Annotated in this window: 17 protein-coding genes; 10 read left to right on the top strand and 7 right to left on the bottom strand. The window is 45.2% G+C overall.

Annotated features, from left to right (window positions below; translation table 11 throughout):
* Positions 1-11: 11 nt before the first annotated feature.
* Positions 12-1,577, bottom strand: coding sequence for an ATP-binding protein (locus N5J47_RS12875; protein ID WP_279960235.1), 1,566 nt, complete (start codon positions 1,575-1,577; stop codon positions 12-14).
* A gap of 16 nt (positions 1,578-1,593) precedes the next feature.
* Positions 1,594-2,229, bottom strand: coding sequence for a response regulator (locus N5J47_RS12880; protein ID WP_267981582.1), 636 nt, complete (start codon positions 2,227-2,229; stop codon positions 1,594-1,596).
* A 211-nt stretch (positions 2,230-2,440) separates the two neighbouring features.
* Between N5J47_RS12880 and pbpG the strand changes: the two genes are divergently transcribed.
* Both pbpG and N5J47_RS12890 read left to right on the top strand, forming a co-directional pair.
* Positions 2,441-3,517, top strand: a complete 1,077-nt coding sequence (gene pbpG, locus N5J47_RS12885; RefSeq protein WP_279960234.1) for a D-alanyl-D-alanine endopeptidase PBP7/8 — start codon at positions 2,441-2,443, stop codon at positions 3,515-3,517.
* 253 nt (positions 3,518-3,770) lie between these two features.
* Positions 3,771-4,670 (top strand): hypothetical protein, encoded by a 900-nt coding sequence (locus tag N5J47_RS12890; protein ID WP_279960233.1) that lies wholly within the window; start codon positions 3,771-3,773, stop codon positions 4,668-4,670.
* Between the two features lie 55 nt (positions 4,671-4,725).
* Here N5J47_RS12890 and thrC read toward each other — a convergent pair whose 3' ends face one another.
* A complete protein-coding gene (gene thrC / locus N5J47_RS12895) occupies positions 4,726-5,865 on the bottom strand; it encodes a threonine synthase (RefSeq protein ID WP_279960232.1) in 1,140 nt (379 codons plus the stop codon).
* A gap of 58 nt (positions 5,866-5,923) precedes the next feature.
* Positions 5,924-7,225: a homoserine dehydrogenase gene (locus N5J47_RS12900; RefSeq protein ID WP_279960231.1), complete on the bottom strand. Its 1,302-nt coding sequence runs from the start codon at positions 7,223-7,225 to the stop codon at positions 5,924-5,926.
* A 491-nt stretch (positions 7,226-7,716) separates the two neighbouring features.
* Between N5J47_RS12900 and posA the strand changes: the two genes are divergently transcribed.
* On the top strand, positions 7,717-11,697 hold the full coding sequence (posA, locus tag N5J47_RS12905) for a delta-poly-L-ornithine synthetase PosA (protein ID WP_279960230.1): 3,981 nt from the start codon (positions 7,717-7,719) through the stop codon (positions 11,695-11,697).
* Between the two features lie 49 nt (positions 11,698-11,746).
* On the opposite strand, the gene N5J47_RS12910 is transcribed toward posA, so the two are convergent.
* Positions 11,747-12,562 carry a DsbC family protein gene (locus N5J47_RS12910; protein ID WP_279960229.1) on the bottom strand — a complete coding sequence of 272 codons (816 nt, stop codon included), beginning with the start codon at positions 12,560-12,562 and terminating at the stop codon, positions 11,747-11,749.
* Positions 12,563-12,695: 133 nt separating this feature from the next.
* Positions 12,696-13,616: a site-specific tyrosine recombinase XerD gene (gene xerD / locus N5J47_RS12915; protein WP_279960228.1), complete on the bottom strand. Its 921-nt coding sequence runs from the start codon at positions 13,614-13,616 to the stop codon at positions 12,696-12,698.
* Between the two features lie 148 nt (positions 13,617-13,764).
* Here xerD and N5J47_RS12920 point away from each other — a divergent pair, with 148 nt between their 5' ends.
* The 7 genes from N5J47_RS12920 to ftsW all read left to right on the top strand — a co-directional run bounded on the left by N5J47_RS12920 (position 13,765) and on the right by ftsW (position 20,319).
* Positions 13,765-14,025, top strand: coding sequence for a FeoA family protein (locus tag N5J47_RS12920; RefSeq protein WP_279960227.1), 261 nt, complete (start codon positions 13,765-13,767; stop codon positions 14,023-14,025).
* Positions 14,022-15,875, top strand: coding sequence for a ferrous iron transporter B (locus tag N5J47_RS12925; protein ID WP_279960226.1), 1,854 nt, complete (start codon positions 14,022-14,024; stop codon positions 15,873-15,875). The genes N5J47_RS12920 and N5J47_RS12925 overlap by 4 nt, the downstream gene beginning before the upstream one ends.
* Positions 15,876-15,930: 55 nt before the next feature.
* A complete protein-coding gene (locus N5J47_RS12930) occupies positions 15,931-16,185 on the top strand; it encodes a DUF6587 family protein (RefSeq protein ID WP_279960225.1) in 255 nt (84 codons plus the stop codon).
* A gap of 166 nt (positions 16,186-16,351) precedes the next feature.
* Positions 16,352-17,179, top strand: a complete 828-nt coding sequence (locus tag N5J47_RS12935; RefSeq protein WP_279960224.1) for a mechanosensitive ion channel family protein — start codon at positions 16,352-16,354, stop codon at positions 17,177-17,179.
* Positions 17,180-17,335: 156 nt separating this feature from the next.
* The gene (locus N5J47_RS12940) at positions 17,336-17,626 is read left to right on the top strand and encodes a hypothetical protein (protein ID WP_279960223.1); all 291 of its coding nucleotides are present in this window, start codon (positions 17,336-17,338) and stop codon (positions 17,624-17,626) included.
* Between the two features lie 130 nt (positions 17,627-17,756).
* On the top strand, positions 17,757-19,115 hold the full coding sequence (gene murD, locus N5J47_RS12945) for a UDP-N-acetylmuramoyl-L-alanine--D-glutamate ligase (RefSeq protein WP_279960222.1): 1,359 nt from the start codon (positions 17,757-17,759) through the stop codon (positions 19,113-19,115).
* A 10-nt stretch (positions 19,116-19,125) separates the two neighbouring features.
* Complete coding sequence (gene ftsW, locus N5J47_RS12950; RefSeq protein WP_267981555.1) at positions 19,126-20,319, top strand: putative lipid II flippase FtsW; 1,194 nt, start codon at positions 19,126-19,128, stop codon at positions 20,317-20,319.
* Between the two features lie 58 nt (positions 20,320-20,377).
* Here the strand turns inward: ftsW and gluQRS are convergent, their stop codons facing one another.
* Complete coding sequence (gluQRS, locus tag N5J47_RS12955; protein WP_279960221.1) at positions 20,378-21,241, bottom strand: tRNA glutamyl-Q(34) synthetase GluQRS; 864 nt, start codon at positions 21,239-21,241, stop codon at positions 20,378-20,380.
* Positions 21,242-21,339: the final 98 nt, after the last annotated feature.

Consider the following 21,339-nt stretch of genomic DNA (forward strand, 5'->3'; position numbering starts at 1 on the left):
CCTAATCTAAATCAATGAATTTTTGAGCATTCAATCCTGAAACATGCTCCTTGTTGTCGCTCTACATAGGTGAGCTTTGCATGATTTGCCTCACAAAAGCTATGAGACAGGTACAATCCTAAACCAGTTCCTTTAATTTCGGTACTAAAAAATGGCTTGAATAGCTGAGAAATATCACGTTTTGCCACGCCTGTACCAAAATCAATGACATCAATATAGGTTCGTCCCTCTTTTAAATGCACCTGCACCTCAATATGTTCCGCATCTGCGGCATTATGTCTCAATGCATTGCGAATCAGGTTGATCATGACCTGCCTTAACTGTTTTTCATCAAACAGGATACTGGCTCGTTCAGGAAGATTGAGCTGAATCTGTTGTTTTGCATCAGCCAAATCTTCATTGAGTAGGCTACCAAAAAACTCATTCAGGTGAATGACCTGCGCCTCTGTCGGCTTGTTGCGTGCCATTTCCAGCGTATCCTGAATGATGCTGTCAATACGCTTGGCCTGTTTGCCAATCATGCGTGAAAGCATGTCCTGTTGATGCGCATCACTTTCCTTGAGCAGTTCATTGGCCTGTACAATTGCAGCCAACGGATTGCGAATTTCGTGAGCGATACTGGCTGAGAGCTGTCCTAAAGCCGCCAGTTTCAATTGCTGGACTTGCTGGTTAAGTTTCTGTGCATCTTTTAAAATCAATAAAATGAGAAATTGTTCAGGAACGACGAGGTGCTTAACCTTTACATTGACGGTATAAGGACTTTGCTGTGATTCAAAACTAAATTCTTCACCATCTTTCAGGTCACTGAGCCTGATCAGTTCGAACAGATCGGGCTGCCATTTGATCAGTGGAGTCTTTTCAGCGGAAACTGGAAAGTGAACACCCAACAGGGTATTGGCTGCTGGGTTGGTCAAGACAATATGGTTGCTTTCATCCAGCACCAGATAACCATCCTCGATCTGTTCGAGAATATAGCGGTTAATGTTCTGGAGTTGATGGATCTCGATAGATTGGTGGAAAGTTAAGGTTTCCAGAATTTTAAAGCGTTGCACCGCAATACGGCCAATCGCATGCACCACAAAAAATAGAAAGGCAAGGAGAGCGCTATTGCCGAGATGATTTAAATTATTGTAGTCAAAAAAGTTGCCAAGAAAACGCTGGTAAACCACCATAATTACCGCGAACAGCGTCACGATTAAGGATAACTGGGCATTAAGCAGAATAGCGGATGAAAAAATAATAATAACGTAGAGCAGGCTAAGCTGGAGGTTTGGCCCGCCTGCTGAAAATGTAATCAGGCTCAGGCAAATCACGTCAACAATAAAGACAAAGATCAACTGCTTGGTGACTTGCAGGGGAAGCAGTTTTAGTAAAAAAAGCTGGAAAATATTGATGCAGGTATAACACAGCAGTGTATAAAAATACAGAAAGGGGTATTGATAGTTGTTGCCCAGTTGTTCTGCGGTAAGCACATAAATCAGGATCAGGCTGACTGAAATAATCAGGCGATAACCACTATACCAAATCCCTAGTCGATAGATGGTCTGTGATACAGAGGAAGCAATTTGTCCCAACATAGGCGATGACTAATGATTAAGGTTTAATGAGTCCATATCGAATCGCAAGATGGGTGAGTTTGACATCGCTATCAATTCCCAGTTTCTCAAAAATACGATAACGATAGGTGTTTACGGTTTTTACGCTGACGAATAATTTATCTGCAATTTCCTGGGCACTGATACAGTTGACCACCATCATTGCCACCTGCATTTCACGTTCAGAAAGAGCATCAAATGGAGATTGCTGGGTGTCGGAAAGATAGGAACTGGCGAGTTGTTCGGCTATGTCGGCACTGAAATATTTACCGCCCTGCATCACTTTGTTAATGGCACGCACCATTTCTGCAATCGGCGCACCTTTGGTGATATAACCCTTTGCCCCAGCCTTAAGTAACAGGGATGGATAAGGCTCTTCTGCAAGGCCACTCACCGCGATCACCTTGGTGTCAGGTGCGGTCTGCAATAGCCGACGTGTGGTTTCAACCCCACCAATGCCAGGCATGTTTACATCCAGCAGCACCACCTGCGGATGTTTTTGCCGAACCAGCGCAATCGCTTCCTCTCCAGACTCAGCCTGCCCAACAACATCAACATCTGGATGGTCTTCCAGCATACGGCAAATGCCTGTGCGTACGAGCTCATGATCATCAACAACAAGAACAGTGATCAAGAAGACCTCCTTTTTTTCAGAAAAACTGGTTTTTTGTTACATAAAGCAAAATTAGCTTGCATTGAAACGACAAAATTAGCAATCCTATTCTCCGTTTCTAGCGAATAGTTGTACACAATTGTGTCTATAAAAGCTTTACCCGATTTGTTCAAATGTAAGGCATAATGATAGTAAGCGCAAATGTGCAGCGTCCTGAGTTGAGTATTGTGTCGTGAAAAATTCTAAAAAATCTGTCATGCATGTGTTGGGCATGTCTATCTTGTTGGCGTGGAGTTCAACAAGCTTTGCCGAGCTGGTGGTCAATAACAGTCCAGTTGCTTCGAGTACAAATGGTTCTGCGTCATTAAACTGGTCTGCGAATGATGCCAGCCAGTTAATGGAGGAAGATGAACCTTTAGAGATTAGTCCGCAAGGCTCGACCTCTGTGACGACAACTTTACGCAGTGGTGGTTCTGCAACCATTACATCGTCGGGCAGCCCTAAAAATACTGTACAAATTCGCGACACTTTTAGCAACAGCAGCAATTATAGTAGCCAGCCTTCAGTCAATGCCCGCGCTGCGCTGGTGATGGATGCGCAAACGGGTGAAGTGCTGTACAGCAAAAACAGCAATATGTCTGTGCCAATCGCTTCAATCACCAAACTGATGACAGCGGTGGTGACTGCTGACGCACGTTTAAATATGTCTGAAGAAATTACACTGGAATCCATTGATTTTGCAGGTGCGGGTGGCAAGAACTCTAGTTCAACCCTACGTGTTGGCGACACAATGAACCGTGCAGAAGCATTGTTGTTTGCCTTGATGAAGTCTGAAAATCCTGCGGCAGCCGCTTTGGCTCGTACCTATCCAGGTGGCCGTCCTGCCTTTATTGCAGCCATGAATGCCAAGGCAAAGCAATTAGGTATGAGCTCTACCCGTTATGCTGAATCAACAGGCTTGGACCCTCATAATGTTTCCTCAGCACGTGATTTAGGCATTCTAGTCAGTGCAGCTTCACAATATGGCTTGATTCGACAGTTCTCAACCACACCAACCTATGACTTCAATCTAGGCTATCGTGTGTTGAAGTCAAACAATACCAATGCCTTAGTGCGTAATGGTGGCTGGAACATTAACCTGTCAAAAACAGGTTATATCAATGAGGCGGGACGTTGTGTGGTGATGCACACCACAGTAAATTCCCGTCCAGCGGTTGTGGTGCTACTTGGTGCATCCAGCTCTCAGGCGCGTACCAATGATGCCACCAATCTATTAAACTGGGTTGCAACACTGCCAAAACGTATTTAATACTGCGTAGATCCGTTTTTAAAATAAAAACTCTTCATCAAGAAGAGTTTTTTTATGCCAAAATGAAGCGACATAATTTGTCTTGTATCAACCTATGATATTCGTTTTTAAAATAAAAATCGGTTAATGTTGAATCAAAATTAGAAGTGATGGCTTCTTATATGATTGTGAATCAACAACACTGGCTTTACAGTGCTTAAGTTTTACATCAGAAAAACAAACAATTGAGTGATAAATAAATTAGGGGAACAACATGAGCACCTATGTGATTCGTGAAAAATACTTTGGTTATAATGATGAGGTTTTTTATGCATCAGGTAACCGTATTCATAATGTTTTTGAGGATAAGGAGCAAGCTGAGGCGGCCTATAAGCAACTGGAAATCAATGGGGCACGTAATTTTGCGCTCTATGAGGTTGAATCATTGTTTGATGCAGATGAGACATTATTAAAAAAACTGGATGATTTCGTTTTTGCGCGTTGTGGCGAACATATTTATCAGGAGGGTGAAGTCTCTCGTGATACGCTGCCTGAAAGCTTAAGTGATGAGGATACTTTTGAATTTATTCAACTTGCAGATATGCAGAAATTTCAACTGGTTCAGTTTGAACATGCAGCCAGGTTTTATGCACTTTGGTCAGTCAAAAAACAGCAATGGGTGGAAGAGCATGATGAATTTTTTGCAAGTTTAGCTTATGCAGATCAACCTGAACAATTAAAGAGTCATGTCAGAATCATTTTTGCAGATTACGATTATGGTGATATTGAGCTGAAAGGTTCATTTGAAGATTTATCGGAACAACCTGTATTATTACAAGCCTTAATAAAAAATAATAAAGCGTTAAAATATAATAATAAAAGTCAAACGTTAATCATTCTGCAGGGTTGGGAGGAAGAGGGATTATATGCGGTTAATCCTTTGCTCAAACAGCCTTTATTTGAAATAAAAGAAATTGGTTTAGAGGAAATTCAAACGATTGAAAAAGAATTGGCCAAGCAGTATAGCTATGATGAAGATGACTGGGGAGCCGAAGAAGAGGGTGGAGGCTTTGATGCCGAAGCCCTTGAACTGATTCAAGAGTTGGTCGAAGAATTGGACTTAAGCGATGAACAGCGGGCTGAACTGTTTGAGGAAATGAAAAAAGAATCTTAACGCCTGAATATTAAAAAACCTGCCGTAGCAGGTTTTTTGATCGATCAATGATAGCTTACATATTTGAAAGAATCGAATCTTTCACTTGATCCATGGTGGCATCGATTGACAACATAACTGCATCAGCACATTGCTTGATTGCAGTATCAGGATCTTTAAGACCATTACCTGTTACGGTACATACAATCACAGAGCCCTCAGCAATTTTACCCGCCTTGATGTCACGGATAGCGCCACCAATTGAAGCTGCTGAAGCAGGTTCCACAAATACACCTTCATACATTGAAAGTAGGCGTTGTGCTTCCAGAATTTCAGCATCCTGTAACTCATCAAACCAACCTTTAGAATCACGTACCACTGCTTTAGCATGATTCCAGCTTTGTGGATTACCAATACGAATTGCTGTTGCAACAGTTTCTGGATTCTCTACAGGCGCACCACGTAAGAATGGCGCAGCACCAGAAGCTTGATAACCGACCATGGTTGGTAAGCTTTCTGGCTTAGGGCCAGTGAATTGATCGGTTGCAGCATCATAGATCACTTGTTCAAACTGGTCAGCAGGCTGGTTTGCAACCGCTTCAGTATAACCCATCCAGTGTGCCGTGATATTCCCTGCATTACCGACTGGCAAGCAGTGATAGTCAGGTGCACGACCTAAAGCTTCCACGATTTCATAGGCAATGGTTTTTTGACCTTGCAAACGGTACGGGTTGATTGAGTTTACAATCGTTACAGGGGCTTGGTCAGCCACTTCTTTGACCAGACGCATGCCGTCATCGAAGTTACCGCGAATTTGCATGGTGATCGCGCCGTACATCATTGCTTGTGCCATTTTACCCATGGCAATCTTGCCTTCTGGAATGAGGACAAATGCCTTGATGCCTGCACGGGCCGCATAAGCTGCCGCAGCAGCAGAGGTGTTGCCTGTAGATGCACAGATAATCGCTTTCGAGCCTTCCTCAACTGCTTTGGTCACCGCCATGGTCATACCGCGGTCTTTAAATGAACCTGTTGGGTTCAGACCTTCGTATTTGACATAGATTTCAACATTTTTGCCAATAATACGTGGAATGTTCTCTAGTTTGATCAGTGGAGTATTACCTTCACCCAAAGAGATTGCACGTGTAGTTGCAGACACAGGTAAACGGTCACGATAACGGTCTACAAGACCAGTATAACGATTGGCATTCGACATGATGGTGTTCCAATATGAGGTAGAGCGGGGAGAGGGAAGTCATTTTCCCTCAACCTGATTAACTATCGAGCGATTCTAAACGAATTCTGATGATTTCGCCATGAATTGTAGGTAATGCCTGAATTTGTGCAAGTGCTTCATCCATTTTGGACTCAAGCACTGGGTCAGTCAAAATCACAATTGGAATCAAATCCTTTAACCGTGATTGTTGCATGATGGCATCAATGCTAATCCCTGCACGGCTCAGAATGGTGGTGACATCGGCCAATACGCCTGTCTGGTCTTCGGCATTGAGGCGGATGTAGTATCCAGTGGTCATTTCCTCACGGCTGAGGATTGGCACATTGGTGAGTGCTTCAAATGCCAATTGTGGAATGGTCCCAGCACCATCTTCGGTATAGGAAATATCACGTACGATATCAATCACGTCGGCGACCACAGCGGAAGCGGTTGGACCTGCACCTGCACCTGCACCATAATATAAGGTTGGGCCGACTGCATGAGCCTGCACAAGAACGGCATTCTTAACGCCATTGACATTGGCAATCAGTTCTTCGGCTGGGATCAATGTTGGATGGACGCGTAACTCAATTCCATTGGCTGCACGGCGTGCAATACCCAGATGCTTGATGCGGAAACCAAGATCTTCTGCATATTTCACATCTTGCGCGGTAATCTTGCTGATGCCTTCGGTGTAGACTTTGTCAAACTGTAGCGGAATACCAAAAGCACAAGAGGCTAAAATGGTGAGTTTATGGGCCGCATCAATGCCTTCAACATCAAAGGTTGGGTCAGCTTCGGCATAGCCCAGTTCCTGAGCTTCCTTTAACACATCTTCAAAGGCACGGCCTTTTTCACGCATTTCTGTCAGGATAAAGTTGCCTGTACCATTGATGATCCCTGCCAGCCATTCAATATGGTTGGCTGCAAGACCTTCACGGATCACCTTGATAATTGGAATACCGCCTGCAACCGCCGCTTCATAGGCGATCTGTACGGCATTGTCTTCGGCCGCCTTAAACAGTTCATTGCCATGTTCAGCAAGCAAGGCCTTGTTTGCGGTAACCACCTGCTTGCCATGTTTAATGGCTTCCATGATGACTTCATAGGCAGGGTGAATGCCACCCATGACCTCAACCACAACATCCACATCAGGCTGACGTACGATGTGCATCAGGTCATCACTTTGTTGAATACCATCAAGATTTAAGTCTGGACGTGGACGGCGTGTACCCACATGGGTAATTTGAATTTCTCGACCAGTACGGCGTTTAATTTCAGCAGCATTTTCTTGTAATAATTTAAGGGCTCCACCACCAACAGTACCAAGACCGAGTATCGCCAGACGAACTGGTTTCACGTCACACTCCATTTTATTCAATCGTTTTAATGAAGCTTGATCATAGCTAAAAAACTGCGTAGACACTAGGGCCTGTTGCCACTTTATAAATGAATTGCGTTGTAAGCTAAAAATTCATCAGACGAGGCATGAAACGCAGGGAATGGTATTCCCTTGCCAAGTTTCATAACAAAGTATGAGGGATTTTTAGCTACAACCCTTCGGGACAGGGACATTTTTTGCCGCTACTGCGTTATGTTCTACTCATTTAGAATGCTAAATTTCGCAAAACATGCCTTGTATCGTCTAAAAAATGTCCTCTGTCGCAATCATGGATAAAGTGGCAACAGGCCCTCATTATTAAACTTTCCTTAAGCAATTCATGTCAGTTATAGGAACGTACAGAATCACCACTGTAATTGTTAGAATAATACACATGCGATTTAACGCTGTTTTAAGGATTGGCACCTTATTATTCAAATTATTTTTGTCATTTGAATAGCTGAAAAAATATGCAAATAACAGCCATTGTCCGAGGAACAAGCCAGCCAGAATTTTTAAAACAAGAAGTCCTTGCTGATATTTTTACTGAAACTGTCCAGCGTATTCCAGATCAGGTCGCCCTGATTGAGGCAACGCAACAGATCAGTTATGCCGAGCTATATCGTCAAGCTTCGAATATGGCGCAACATTTAATCCTGAATGGGGTTAAAGCAGGTGATATTGTTGGTTTATGGTTGCCAAGGGGAATCGAGCTTTTAACCTCACAATTGGCGATTTGCCTCAGCGGGGCGGCATGGTTGCCTTTCGATATGGACACACCCGCAGACCGTATGGCGGTTTGTCTGGAGGATGCCAATGCCGTTGGCATGATTACCAGCACGGAATGGTATGAACATCTTGAGGTGGTGCCACAGAGCAAATGGACGGCGACTGAGTTGCAGCGACCACAGCAACAGCAGGTGACTTTACCGAAAGCATCGCCAGATCAGCCTGCCTATATTATTTATACTTCGGGTTCTACAGGTAAACCGAAAGGCATTGTGATTACCCAGAAAAATATCTGCCATTTTCTGCGGAGTGAAAATAGCATCTTGGGGATTCAGCAACAGGATAAGGTTTATCAGGGTTTCTCTGTGGCCTTTGATATGTCCTTTGAGGAAATCTGGCTGTCCTATCTGGTGGGTGCAAGCTTGTGGATTGCACCTAAATCCTTGGTTAGTGATCCAGAGCGTTTGTGTAAAACCTTGCAGCAGGAAAATATTAGCGTTCTACATGCGGTACCAACCTTGTTGGCCTTGTTTCCTGAAGATGTGCCGAACCTACGGATTATTAATCTGGGTGGGGAAATGTGTCCTGACTCACTGGTAGAGCGCTGGGCCTTACCGCATCATCAAATGTTCAACACTTACGGCCCAACTGAAACCACTGTTTCGGCCAGTCTGGAACTGTTGCAACGGGGCAAGCCTGTGACCATTGGCAAGCCATTACCGAACTATGGCATGCTGGTGATTAATGAAGAACGGCAGTTATTGCCACAGGGCGAAACAGGCGAGTTATGTATTTTTGGCCCCAGCGTGGCACAGGGTTATTTGGGACGACCCGACTTAACTGCGGATAAATTTATTCAGAATCCGTGGGCGGAAAACCCTGACGAGGAAAGTTTATATCGAACGGGTGATCTGGCTCGGATTGATGAATTTGGGCAGGTGCATTGTCTGGGACGTGCCGATGACCAGATCAAGATTCGGGGTTTCCGTGTGGAACTGGGTGAAATTGAAGCGGCGCTGTGTGATCTGGATGGGATTGGCACGGCTGCGGTGATTTTACGTGCTGAAGATGGCATTGATCAGTTGATTGCCTTTATTGCCGTAGAAATTGACAGTAAACAGCCGATTGAAATTAAACAGCTTCGTGCCGCACTCAGTCAGCGTTTACCACCATATATGGTGCCGAATCGTTTTGAAATCATTGAGGATGTACCGCGCTTATTGTCTGGGAAAATTGACCGTAAGGCATTAAAAGCACGACCATTGATCAGTGTGGTGGATCGTAGTGAATCCGATCTACCGCAAAATGTGGCGGAAGAAGTGTTATTTGAAATTCTGAATCGCTTATTTCCCAATATGCCAATTAAGCTGGATGCCGATTTCTTTGATGATCTGGGTGGACATTCCTTATTGGCAGCCGTGTTGGTGTCTAATTTACGTCAGCATGAGGCTTATCAGCACCTCACCATACAAAACCTGTATCAAGCCCGAAAAGTCGGGGCGATTGCCAGTTTGATGCTGGATGTGCCGCAGCAAGCTCAAAATACTCAGCTTGGGCAGGATAATCCGCGTAACCAGACGTATAAGTGGCTGTGTGGTCTTGCCCAGTTGATCACTATTCCCACCCTGATCTCGATCAATATCTTACAGTGGCTGGCACCATTCTTTACCTATCATTATTTTACAGGCGGAGCGAGGGACAGTATTCCTTATGCCATTTTCCTGTCATTGCTGGTCTATGTCAGCGTGATCATTGCCAGTTTTGCCGTATCGATTGGGATAAAACGACTTTTGATGCTGGGAGTAAAAGCGGGGCGTTATCCACTTTGGGGCATGACCTATTTCCGTTGGTGGCTGGCAGATCGGATCGGCAGTATTTCACCTGTGTACCTGTTGTCAGGTTCAACTTTACTGAATCTATATTTGAAAGCTTTGGGCGCGAAGATTGGCCATGATGTCAATATCAGCTCGGTGCATATTCGGATGCCGTCTTTATTGACCATTGAAGATGGGGTGAGCATTGGCTCAAATGTCAATCTGGAAAATGCCAAAGTGGAACATGGGCATCTGGTGTTGGGTTCGATTACGCTTAAACAAGACAGTTATGTTGGTTCCTATGCAGTGTTGGAAGAAAACACGGTTCTGGAAGCCAAAGCCCATGTCAATGCCCTGACTGCCATCGAATACAATACCACTGTGCCCGTAGGTGAAATCTGGGATGGTACACCTGCCCGTAAAATTGGCCATGTCGATGAACTGACAAAAATGCCAGCCCGTCCTGCGTTGTCATTTGTCCGTAAGATACTGGAATATGGCTATTATGCAGTGAGTGCGCTGATCATTGCCTGTATTTTCTTTATTCCCATCTTTCCAAGCTTTATTCTGGTGGATTGGTTAGATGTGAATGTGTTTAACCTTGATCCGAATAACCATTTACAAATCGCCCTGTATTATTTCCTGTTGGCGATTCCAGCCAGTGCCATGATGATGGTGATGACAGCGGTGATTTCATCCATTGTTCGTAAAGTTGCCTTGCCTAACCTGAAAACAGGAACCTATCCTGTGCATGGTGGGGTGTATTATCGTAAATGGTTTGCCGCCCAGATTCTGGAAACCAGTTTGCAGACCCTGCATGGTTTATTTGCCACCGTTTATGCCCCGACATGGTTTCGGATGCTGGGTGCAAAAGTCGGTAAAAATACCGAAATCTCAACTGCAACAGGTGTGATTCCTGAAATGCTGAGTTTGGGCGATGAAAGCTTTATTGCCGATGCGGTGATGCTGGGCGATGAAGAGATCAAGGGCGGCTGGATGACCTTAAAATCCACTCAAATTGGTCACCGTAGCTTTGTGGGGAATAGTGCCTATATCGCAGATGGTACGGTACTGCCTGATAATGTGCTGATTGGGGTGCAATCCAAAACGCCTGACAATCGTGAAATGTATTCAGGGCAGACCTGGTTTGGTTCACCTGCCTTGTTACTGCCTGCACGGGAGGCAGCGCAACACTATCCAGATCATCTCACCTTTAAGCCAGGTATTGGACGTCGTTTGATGCGTGGTTTTATCGAGGGGTTGCGTATTGTACTGCCTGCTGCCTTGGCGATTGGGGTGGGCTATATGATTGTGTTGGAAATTATTGATGTGATTAACATCTATAATGTTTCGGTTGGCTTGTTGGCTCTGACTCTTGCTGGACTACTATATGGTGTTGGCTGCTTTATTATTGTGGCTTTACTCAAATGGATGCTGATTGGACGTTATCAACCTAAGTCTGCGCCAATGTGGACCATGTTTGTCTGGCTCAGTGAGGGTATTACCAGTTTATATGAATCGGTGGCGATTCCGAACTTCCTCAATTACTTGCGTGGCACACCGATGTTGCCTTTCTTCCTGCGTCTGTTGGGTGTGAAGATTGGTCGGGATGTGTATCTGGATACCGCAGATATTACCGAGTTTGATTGCGTCAAAATTGGTGATCGGGCTGAATTTAATAGTTTCTCTGGACCACAGACGCATTTATTTGAAGACCGTATCATGAAGATTGGTCAGGTGAATGTCGGAAATGATGTGGTGGTCAATGCGCGTGGCATCATTTTATACAATGCCAATGTGGATCATCATGCTGTGCTGGGACCACTGACACTGGTGATGAAAGGGGAAAATATTCCTGCAAAATCAGCATGGATTGGTTCGCCTGCGGTGCCGTGGAATTATCACTAACAGGCTGGATGTAAAAACACCATTCAAATGAATGGTGTTTTTTTATGGATTATTTATCCAGACGTTTGACGATTTCCTCTGGGGTCATATAACCGCCCAGATATTCACCCTCAACATTGTAAATTGCTGGGGTGCCATTTACGCCCATGTTGAGACCCAGTTGATATTGGTCACGTACTGGGTTTTTACATTCTCCAGCGAGGACAGGTAAACCCTGAACGGCTTGATCAAAGGCGGCCTTACGGTCTTCACTACACCAGATCGCGGTCATGGTTGGCATAAACTGTTCGCCGCGTGGCCATGCGATATAACGCACTTCAATACCTTTGGCCGTAATCTCTGCAAGATGTTCATGCAGTTTGTGGCAGTATGGGCAGCTTGAATCGGTAAACACATAAATCACATGCTTAGCTTTACCGCCCTGTGCTGGATAAACAATCAGGTCTTCTGTTTTAAGGGCGGCCAAGTGTTTTTTATTCTCGGTGGCCTGCAATGCCTCACTGACATTGTGCAACTGCTTGTCGCCTAAACGAATCACATCGCCCTGAATAATATATTGCCCGTCAGCCGTGGCATAGACCGAACCCATACCTTCCAGACTCACCCAATATAAGTTGGGTACTTCGGTTTTTTTCACCGCCAAAATTTTGGCATTGATATTGGCGGTTTTAAAATGCTTTTCCAGGGTTGAAACCAGACGTTGCTGGGCATTGCGTTCATTTAAGGTTGATGCTTCACCTGTTGCAGGTGCACTCGCTGTCAGGGCATCTTGTTTTTGTGCTGAGTTTTCTTTTGAGCAAGCACTTACTAATAATGTCGATGCTAATGTACATGCAAGTACAAGCTTGGAACGGGTAAACAACATAAAGAACCTTTTTTGTTCATATTCATATATTCAGGGGCTTAGCATAACAAAAAAATGCTAGGACTTCGTTAAATCTTGCTGATGCATTGTGAACGAAATCAAATTTTATCCCAATCTTGGACAAGTGGTGGTTTTATCCCCGTGGATGGTATTTACCATGCAACTCCTGCATACGGTGTTGAGCAACATGGGTATAAATCTGGGTGGTGGAGAGGTCACTATGCCCCAGTAGCATTTGCACCACACGTAAATCCGCGCCGTGATTGAGAAGGTGGGTGGCAAAGGCATGGCGTAGGGTATGCGGTGATAGCTCAGCCTGAATATTGGCCTGTAGCGCATAGCGTTTAATCGCGTACCAAAAGTTCTGGCGGCTCATGATGCCACCGTGCTGGGTGAGAAACAGATAATCGGTACTGCTCTTGTAGAGCTGCGGACGTGATTCAACCAGATATTTCTCAATCCAGTCACAGGCATATTGTCCGAGTGGAACAAGACGCTCTTTATTGCCTTTGCCTGTGATGCGTAAAAAGCCCTGCTTTAAATTGATCAGTTCCATGCGTAAATTGAGCAACTCTGATACACGTAAACCGCAGGCATACAGCACTTCCAGCATGGCACGGTCACGTAGGCCTAGGGCGGTGTCAGTGTCAGGCGCATTGATCAGCGCCTCAACATCCTGTTCTGATAAATCCTTTGGCAATGCCCGACCAATTTTAGGGGATTGATGGGTGGCAACAGGGTTGTCATCCCTTATTTTCTGTTCCCTTAAAAACTTATAGAACTGTCTCAGGGCCGATAGGCAACGCGCAATTGAACGGGGACTTTTACCTGCCTTGGTCAGCGCAATCAGCACATCGGCAATGTCATCACTCGACCATTGTGGTAATGAAACCGATGTGTGTAATTCGTTGCACTGAATCAGGTCAGAGAGATAGGCGTTACGGGTATGGGGGCTTACTGTTTGTGCCACCAGATAATCACGGAAACCCTGTAAAAAACTCAGGTGTTCTGGAATGGTGACCGCAGCGGGAATACGAGGTTTTTTATTTAACATAACAGCTAGTGTCCTTGATTCATCTGCACTGTAAAAGAAAAATTTTGTGTTGTCGATCTGTGACAAAGCTAAACGCCATTGATATTGTTTTTGGTAATTATTCTCATTTATCTGTATACTAGAACAAAAGAGTTAAGGGTTAGAAGCGGTGCGATTGTCAGCATTAAAAGTCAAGCAAACGGCGGTAATCACCAAGGTGAATCGCCTGGTCGATGAGACTGGACAACCAGATCTTGTAGCGGTGCGTTTAGAGAGTTTGGGCTTTGTGCCAGGCACTCAGGTGCAGGTGATTACCAAAGGTGTTTTTGGTGGCGATCCGATTCTAATCCAGATTGGTTTTACCCGTTTTGCATTACGCAAGCTTGAAGCCGAGAAAATTGAAATTCAACTTGAAGGAGTACCTGCATGAGTGATGCGTTACGTGTTGCCCTTGTGGGGAATCCAAACTGTGGTAAAACCTCTTTATTCAACCACCTGACAGGAACCCGCCAAAAGGTTGCCAACTATGCAGGGGTAACGGTAGAGCGTAAGGTCGGGCATTTCCAGTTGCCATCGGGGCGTAATGTTCGTGTACTGGATTTGCCAGGAACTTACAGTTTACAGGCCACCAGTCCAGATGAGGAAATCACCCGTGATGTCTGTCAGGGCAAGATCGCGGAAGAGGGGCAGCAGAATGCCTTTTTATGCGTGGTGGATGCAACCAACTTAAAGTTGCATTTGGGCTTGGTGCTGGAAATCATTGAATTGGGCCGACCAATACTGGTGGTGTTGAACATGATGGATGAGGCGCGTCGCCGTGGCATCCAGATCAATACCCAGAAATTGTCAGAACGTTTGGGCGTGCCCGTGGTCGAGACTGTTGCAGTCCGTAACACAGGCATTGAAAACCTGCTACATGCGCTTGACCAGGAGAAATACACGGTTCCACAAACAGAGCTCAGTGGTTTAAAAGGTGGACATCATCAGAAAATTGAAACGATTTTCAGGGATGTGGTGAATTTCGTTGATCAGGAAGATAAGCGCACAGATTTTCTTGATAAGATTTTCCTGCATCCAGTGCTGGGCTTGATTAGTTTGGCTGTGATGATGTTTATCGTCTTTCAGGCGGTCTTTGCCTGGGCTGCACCATTCATGGATGGGATTGAAAGCCTGTTTGGCTGGCTTGGAGAAACCCTGGGACAACACATTTCCCAGCCATTGCTGCAAAGTCTGGTCGTGGATGGCATTATCGCTGGGGCAGGCGGTGTGGTGGTGTTCCTGCCACAAATCCTGATCTTATTCTTCTTTATTCTGGTACTGGAAGAATCAGGTTACTTGCCACGGGCAGCGTTCCTGTTAGATAAGTTGATGTTCAAGGCTGGTCTGAGTGGGCGCGCCTTTATTCCATTGCTTTCAAGCTTTGCCTGTGCCGTACCTGGGATTATGGCAACACGCAGTATCAGTGATCCACGTGATCGTTTTACCACGATTATGGTGGCACCACTGATGACCTGCTCAGCACGGTTACCTGTGTATGCCTTGCTGATTGCGGCCTTTATTCCAGAGCAAACTGTGTGGGGCATTTTTAACCTGCAAGGTCTGGTGTTGTTTGGCCTGTATATGTCAGGTATTGTCAGCGCACTTTGTGTTTCCATCGTGATGAAATTCCTGCAAAAGGACAAATCACAACATGCCTTGCTGCTTGAGTTGCCAAGTTACCGTATTCCAGACCTGAAAAGTGTCGGGATTGGACTGCTGGATCGCGGCAAAATCTTTATGAAACGTGTCGGTGGCATTATCTTTGCCCTGTCGATTTTGCTGTGGTTCCTGTGTACTTTTCCGCAGGCACCAGAGGGTGCAACCCAACCTGCAATTGACTACAGTTTTGCGGGGATGCTGGGGCATGTGATCCAGCCAATTTTTGCCCCGATTGGCTTTAACTGGCAAATCTGTATCGCCCTGATTCCAGCGATGGCGGCCCGTGAAGTGGTGGTGGCTGCACTGGGTACCGTCTATGCACTGTCTGGTGCGGATGATGATGCAGTGGCACAAGGCTTGGCACACCTGATCAGTGCTGATGGTTCTGGTTGGTCATTGGCAACAGGTTTGTCTTTGCTGGTGTGGTTTATCTATGCGCCGCATTGTCTGGCAACATTGGCAACCGTACGCCGTGAAACAGGTTCATGGAAGCATGTGGCGGTGATGACCGCTTATCTGTTTGGATTGGCCTATTTAATGTCTTTCTTTACCTACCAAATTGCATCACGCATTTGGGGGTAGGAAATCCCATCTGACCTCCCTTTAACAAAGGGAGGGAGTCATTGGAGAGATGCTTATGTTTGAGTACTTGATTGTTGCTGTATTGGTGCTGTGGAGTGCTGTGGTGGTATTTAAGAAAGTATTTCCTCAAACAGCAAATGCAGCATTTCTGGCTTTATCCAACCTGTGCCAGCGTTTGGGCTGGCAGCGTCTGGCCACATGGTTAAAACCTAAAATGGTGGTGGGTTGTGCTGGAGGCTGTGGTTGCTCAACAGACGCGAATGAACCACAAAATAAAAAAGAAACGGTTCAGGCGGTAAAATGGCGTTAAGTTAATACACTCACTTGTTTGAGCCTGTTGGTATTCTGGAAATGTAAACAGGCTCAGTTGCTATATTTTTTAAAGACCTGTATAAGAATAAAAATGTTTGTTTTGCACATTTTAAACAAGAAATTTAACTAAAATTTAGTATCCAACATATAAAAGGATAACAATCATGCAAGTTCCATTTGACTTTAATAGCGCCGCATTGCTGGCATTTATTACCGCGTTGATCTGGAAAGTATTGGGTGCATTGGCACTCTGGATCATTGGGCGGTGGCTCATTAATTTTGCAATTAACCAACTGCGTAAACTGTCTGTGCATCGAAATCTGGATGCAACCTTGACCCGCTATGGTTTATCCATCTTAAATATTACCCTGAATATTCTGCTGGTTATTGGGATTCTGGGTTATTTTGGTATCCAAACCACAACGTTTGCAGCCCTGTTTGCAGCTACAGGCGTGGCGATCGGTTTGGCATGGTCTGGACTGCTGGCAAATCTGGCTGCTGGCGTATTTCTGATTATCTTACGGCCATTTAAGGTAGGGGATTTTATTCAGGCGGGTGGTGAAATAGGTACTGTCACTGAAATTGGATTATTTGCTACGACTATAAATACTATGGATAATATCCAGACGATTGTAGGCAATAATAAAATCTTATCGGACAATATCCAGAATTTCTCCCATAATGCCTATCGCCGTGTTGAGTTGCAGGCACAACTTTCTGCAAGTACTGACCCTAAACAGGCAGCCATTTTGTTAAAAGAAGCCATTGCCAAAATTCCTAATGTTCTGGTTGAGCCCGCGGTGGATGTGGAGGTGCTGGAGCTGAATTTAATTGGGACAATTATTGCGGTACGCCCATACACCCATAATGACCATTATTGGCAAGTGTATTTTGATACCAACTATGTCATTCAGGATGTTCTTGGTAAGGCTGGATTTATTGCCCCTGCCCCGACACAAAATATTGTCGTGCAACAGCCACTTAATCCATAATATTAAATGTGAATAGAGTCTTACTGTCATTTATGATAAGGCTCTAAATTTTTATCATGCTCTCAATGCAAAAGTATGATATTTAACAATGATGTTGTTCTTGGGTAGGGCTGAGCCTTAATCCTTTAGAGAATATAGGGAATTATAAAAGAATATATGAACCAGATTGAAGCCACTGAAGAAACATCATTAAGCCTTAAGCATAAAATTATTCTGGCTGGATTTATGGTCTTGGCCACCATTATCTTTCTATTGGGACTAGGGGGGGAGGGTACACCTTATCGGGCTGGAATAAACTGGATCGGTTCTATCTTATGTTTCATCTATTTATGGTTTCGTCCTGAGGTGATTGAGCTAAAAATAAAGGGAATCAAACCCAGGAAAATTGACTGGCTGATGTATCTGGCATTGGGGTTATGGTTGATTGCGGTCTTTATTCCATTTTGATCTGTATATCCAGTCTGGCTTTTACGCACTGACACAAAAAAGCCTGAATAAAACCAAAACTGAAAAAGCATTTAAAACAGTAAAGTGCTAACATTTTTGCCATTCTGTGAACTGCAAAAATGGAACGAAAATGTTAATACAGCGTGGTGGATTAAAAGTCGTGGCAGGCCTGGGGATTTCAGGTGTGTCGGCGGTTAACTTTTTACATGAACAAGGCTACCAGGTTGCAGTGACGGATTCTCGGGAAACTCCCCCTGGACATGACCAGATTCCCGCTGGAGTGAAAACCAGCTTTGGGAAACTCGATTTAGAACTTTTACAACAAGCAGAAGAAATTATCCTAAGTCCAGGTCTTGCGCCGCAGCTACCTGAAATCCAGCAGGCCATTGAGCAGGGTATTGCTGTTGTGGGCGATATCCAGCTGTTACGTCGCGCAACAGAAGTTCCAATTATTGCAATTACAGGCTCAAATGCAAAAAGTACCGTGACCACACTGGTTGGCTTGATGGCGCAGGATGCAGGCAAAAAAGTGGCTGTGGGTGGTAACCTTGGCCGTCCAGCACTGGATTTATTGAAAGACCAACCTGAGTTGATTGTCCTGGAACTGTCCAGCTTTCAGCTAGAAACAACCTCACACCTGAATGCTGAAGTGGCTGTGGTGTTGAACATGAGTGAAGATCATCTGGACCGTCATGGCAATATGCTGGGTTACCACAAGGCCAAGCACCGTATTTTTCAGGGTGTGAAAAAAGTGGTGTATAACCGTGATGACAACTTAAGCCGTCCGCTGGTTCCAGATGTCACGCCAATGCAAAGCTTTGGTCTCAATGCGCCTGACCTGAATCAGTATGGTGTGTTGCGAGATGCAGATGGCAGCATGTGGTTGGCGCGTGGACGTGAACGGTTGCTTAAAACTTCCGAAATGTATATTCAGGGAATGCACAACGTTGCCAATGCACTGGCCTGTCTGGCATTGGGTGAGGCGGTTGGCTTGCCGATGCAATCCATGCTTGAAACCCTAAAAACCTTTAAGGGACTGGAACATCGTTGCGAATACGTCAAAACAGTTGATGGGGTACGCTATTACAACGATTCCAAGGGAACCAATGTCGGTGCGACACTGGCTGCGATTGATGGTCTGGGGGCTGCGATTGAGGTTAAGAAAGGCAAGCTGGCACTGATTCTTGGTGGGCAGGGCAAGGGACAGGATTTCAAGCCGTTACGCGATGCAATTCAGAAATATGTCAAGAGCGTGATTCTCATCGGTGAGGATGTGGCAGTGATTGAACAGGCCATTCAGGGAACCACCATCATCCAGCATGCCAATAGCCTAAAGCAGGCAGTGGAATTGGCCCAGCAGGCAACACAGGCGGAGGATGTGGTTTTACTCTCGCCAGCATGCGCCAGTTTTGATATGTTTAAAAGCTATAATGATCGTGGACACCAGTTCGTGGCATGTGTAAATGCCTTGAATGAAAATAAAAACTAGGGATAGCGTTATGGCTGATTTAGCCCAAAATACCACACAAAAAATTGCACAGCTATTGAGTCGTTTGCCCAAGTTTCCAGCTGAAATGACGGCGCGCAATATCCTGATTTTCTGTGTGATTTCCTTGCTGTGTTTCGGTTCAGTGATGGTGGCGTCGGCCTCGATGCCCTATGCGGAATATATACATGAGAATCCATTCTACTTCCTCATCCGTCACGGCATCTCAATTGTGGTTGCGGCGGTGGTGGCATTTTTAACCTATCGGGTCTCCCTGAATCTGTGGTTTAAAAATGCGTTCCCATTATGGTTAATTACCATTGTATTGCTGCTCGCTGTACTGGTTGTGGGTTCTGAAGTGAATGGGGCACACCGCTGGATTAAGGTGGGTGGCTTTACCTTGCAGCCGACAGAGATTGCCAAGATCGTGATGGCAATTTTTACCGCTGACTATGTGGTTCGCCGTGCCAAAGAGGTGCGAACGCACTGGAAAGGTTTGCTGCGCCTGAGTGGTGTCATGGCGCTAACTGTTGGCTTCATTGTGGCTGAACCTGACTTGGGGGCCACTGTCGTGATTGTCTTGATGATGGTGGGTGTATTTTTTCTGGCAGGTGCGCCAGCAACACAGTTCCTGATTATGCTGGGGGCAATTGTTGCGGGTGTGACGGCCCTGATCCTGTTTGAGCCTTTCCGTTTTCAGCGCCTGATTTCATTTACCAATCCCTGGGCTGATCCATTGGGCGTTGGCTACCAGCTTTCCAATGCGTTGATGGCATTTGGACGTGGTGAATGGTTTGGCACGGGATTGGGACACAGTGTCCAAAAGCTGTCCTATCTTCCAGAAGCACATACCGACTTTATGTTGGCAGTTCTGGGTGAGGAGTTTGGTTTTGTTGGCGTGACCATTGTGATGGTGCTGTCATTTACCATGCTGGCATGCTGTATTCGTATCGGCCACCGTGCATTGCAACACAACTACCTGCGTGCAGGCTATTTGGCCTATGGCATCAGCATTATTTTCCTGCTACAGATTTTGGTGAATGCGGGCATGAATATGGGTCTGATGCCAACCAAGGGTTTGACACTGCCATTCATTAGTTATGGTGGTACGTCATTGATGATGTGTGCAGCTATGATCAGTTTGATTCTGAAAATTGATGCATCAACGCAAGAGTTAAACCCAGTAAAAGAAGAATCAAACTTCTAGTCAATCAAGCTTAAAAGTTTTACAGAAGCCCTTTGCCATGCCTAGGGCTTTTTATTGCCTATAGGTATATTCCAGCCAAATGAATGCCTTTTGGAATTAAAGCAATATTCCATTGTTGCACCGCCTGTCTGAGCATGATTCGGGGCTGGTCAAGTTCAACATCAGGCTGACCTAGCGCTAAAATCGCCTGCTGTAGCAGTTCTGGAGCTTTGGAGGTATCTAATGCCTGTGCCATATTCTGCTTTGACAGTTTTTGTCCCTGATCATTCATGGCGAGGGGTAAATGCATATAGCTTAAAATTGGATAATTTAACAGGGAACCCAGCCAGATTTGTCGTGCTGTGTTATCCAGTAGGTCTGCGCCACGCACCACATGGGTAATCCCCTGTAAATAGTCATCGACTACGACAGCCAATTGGTAGCTGATAATGCCATCTCGGCGTTTTAGGACAAAATCGCCGAGATCATGTTGCAAGTTTGAGCATTGTTGTCCCTGTAAGCGGTCATCAAAACAAATGAGCTGATCAGCGACCTTTAGACGAATCGCCTGCTGGTTGAAATCAAGATGCAGGTCACGACAAGTACCTGCATAGATATGATTGGAACCCAACATTTTACGTGTGCATTGGCAGGCATAAACCGCCTGGATTTGTTTAAGCTGTTCAAGCACCTGTTCATAAAGGTCTAAACGATCTTTTTGAAAAATGATTTCGGCATCAGGTTCAAACTGAAATGCATCAATACAGGATAGAATGTGGGCTTCACTATGGGGATAAATGCGTGGAATGTCGGTATCTTCAATGCGAACCAGCCATTTGCCATGATTGGCCTTGGCATCACAATAGCTTGCGACTGCGGTAAGCAGGGACCCAAAGTGCAGTGGACCTGTGGGAGAGGGGGCAAAACGTCCGATGTAAGACATGAGGGAAAGGATGTTGTGGTGGATGTAAAGGAAGCTGTCAGATTCTTGACCTCACCCTAACCCTCTCCTAAAAGGAGAGGGAGCACCACGAATCATAT

Origin of the sequence: Acinetobacter sp. GD03645, assembly GCF_029845285.1 — a bacterium.
Lineage (GTDB): Bacteria > Pseudomonadota > Gammaproteobacteria > Pseudomonadales > Moraxellaceae > Acinetobacter > Acinetobacter corruptisaponis.